General features: G+C 62.3%; 2 protein-coding genes. Both read left to right on the forward strand.

Annotation, left to right across the window (positions count from 1 at the left end):
• Nucleotides 1-115: 115 nt before the first annotated feature.
• A complete protein-coding gene (gene istA / locus E1832_RS00085; RefSeq protein WP_008335500.1) occupies nt 116-1,681 on the forward strand; it encodes an IS21 family transposase in 1,566 nt (521 codons plus the stop codon).
• Nucleotides 1,614-2,342 carry an IS21-like element helper ATPase IstB gene (gene istB / locus E1832_RS00090; RefSeq protein WP_083783480.1) on the forward strand — a complete coding sequence of 243 codons (729 nt, stop codon included), beginning with the start codon at nt 1,614-1,616 and terminating at the stop codon, nt 2,340-2,342. The genes istA and istB overlap by 68 nt, the downstream gene beginning before the upstream one ends.
• Nucleotides 2,343-2,472 lie beyond the last annotated feature (130 nt).

Below are 2,472 nucleotides of genomic sequence, written 5' to 3' on the forward strand. Positions count from 1 at the left end.
CTGTGAACCGGCATGCAAGATTGACCCCTGTATTGGGGTAATCGGCGTCCAAAAGTGACCCCCCTGATATTTCTGTTCAGAAGCTTCCTCAAAGGATTGAGGGAGCGATTTGGGGATGTTGGTTGTGGAGACGATTGCGAAGATCAGGCGGGCGCATTTCATCCAGGGGAAGTCGATCAAGCAGATCTGCCGGGAGCTGCGGGTATCACGGAACACGGTGCGGAAGGTGGTGCGGTCCGGGGCAACCGAGTTCAGCTATGACCGGTCCACGCAGCCCCGCCCCAAGATCGACCCGTGGCGGTCCGATCTGGATGAGATGCTGGCTGAGAATGACCGGCAACCCAAACGCCAGCGGCTGACCCTGGTTCGGATTTACGAGGAACTTCGCAACCGGGGTTATGACGGCAGCTATGATGCGGTGCGGCGCTATGCGGCGAGTTGGTCGAAGGCGACCCGGGAAGCTTCCGCCGCTGCCTACGTGCCGCTGAGCTTCGATCCGGGCGAAGCCTATCAGTTCGACTGGAGCCATGAGGTTGTCCTGATTGACGGCGTGACCACGACGGTGAAGGTTGCGCATGTGCGCCTGAGCCACAGCCGGATGCCGTTTGTGCGGGCCTATCCCAGAGAGACACAGGAGATGGTGTTCGACGCCCACGACAAGGCGTTTGCCTTCTTCGGTGGGGCCTGTGCGCGGGGCATCTACGACAATATGAAGACCGCCGTTGACGCGATCTTCATTGGCAAGGATCGGGCCTATAACCGGCGGTTCCAGCAGATGTGCGGCCATTACCTGGTCGACCCGGTGGCCTGTACCCCGGCCTCGGGCTGGGAGAAAGGCCAAGTCGAGAACCAGGTCGGCGTGATCCGCCGGCGCTTCTTCGTGCCGCGTCCGAAGTTCAAATCCTATGCCGAGTTGAACGCCTGGCTGGAGGATCGCTGCCTGGCCTATGCCAAGGCGAACAAACATCCAGAGTTGCGCGACAAGACGATCTGGGAGGTGTTCGAGGACGAGCGCCCGAGCCTTGTGCCTTACGTCGGCCCTTTCGATGGATTCCATGCAGTTCCCGCATCGGTGTCCAAGACCTGCCTCGTGCGGTTCGACAAGAACCGCTACTCGGTCGATGCCCGGGCGGTCGGGCGGCCGGTGGAGATCAGGGCCTATGCCGCCCGGCTGGAATGCTGGCAGGATGGGCAAATCGTTGGCCAGCATGAGCGGGCCTTCGGGCGGGACAAAACCATCTTCGATCCCCTGCATTACATCCCCGTTCTGGCCCGCAAACCCGGCGCCCTTCGCAACGGGGCGCCCTTCAGGGAATGGGAACTGCCGGTGCCAATCCGCCGCGTGTGGCGCAAGCTGGAACGCCAGCCGGGCGGTGACCGGCAGATGGTCGACATCCTGAGCGCCGTGCTGACCGACGGGATTGATGCGGTCGAGGCGGCCTGCGCCGAAGCCCTGTCGCACAATGTCCATTCCGCAGGCGTCGTGCTGAACATCCTGGCCCGGCACCGCGAGCCGCCACCACCCCTGACAATCACTACCCCGGATGCGCTGAAGCTGGCCTGCGAGCCCATTGCCGACTGCAACCGATATGACAGCCTGAGGAGAACACAGAATGGAAAGATCCGAGGTAATCGACGCGATGGGAAAGCTGAGGCTCTACGGAATGAGGGCCGCCTATGACGAGGTCCTGACCACCGCCGTCAAACGCCAGCACGAGCCGCAACAGATCATTGGTGACCTGCTGACCGCCGAGATCAGGGAGAAGCAGGCCCGGTCAGTCAAATACCAAATGACCATCGCCAAGTTGCCGCTCGCCAAGGAACTGGAGGAGTTCGACTTCGAGGCCGCCGAGGTTAACGAGACCCTGATCCGCGACCTGGCCAACGGCGACTTCCTCGACCATCAGCGCAACCTCGTCCTGATCGGCGGCACAGGCACCGGCAAAACCCATCTTGCCGTCAGCATCGCCCGGACCTGTATCCGGGCAGGGCGCCGGGGCCGGTTCTTCAACGTGGTCGACCTGGTGAACAAGCTCGATGCCGAAGCCCGCGCCGAGCGCCAGGGCCGGACCGCCGACCTGATCTCCCGCCTCGACTTCCTGATCCTGGACGAGCTCGGCTATCTGCCCTTCGCCCAGACCGGCGGCCAATTGCTGTTCCACCTGATCAGCAAACTCTACGAACGCACATCCATCATCGTCACCACCAACCTGGCCTTCGGCGAATGGCCCAGCGTCTTCGGCGATGCCAAGATGACCACCGCACTGCTCGACCGGCTCACCCACCATTGCGAAATCGTCGAAACCGGTAACGAAAGCTGGCGCTTCAAGAACCGCGCATAGCGCCAACCCGAAACCCCGCAGGCCCGCCGCCGCTGCGCTATGTGAGGGCTACGCAGCGCCGGGCCTGCTCACCACCAAGGGGGTCAATATTGGATGCCGATAGGGGGTCAAACTTCAATGCCGATTGACA

Source organism: Antarcticimicrobium luteum (genome assembly GCF_004358185.1).
GTDB classification, from domain to species: domain Bacteria; phylum Pseudomonadota; class Alphaproteobacteria; order Rhodobacterales; family Rhodobacteraceae; genus Antarcticimicrobium; species Antarcticimicrobium luteum.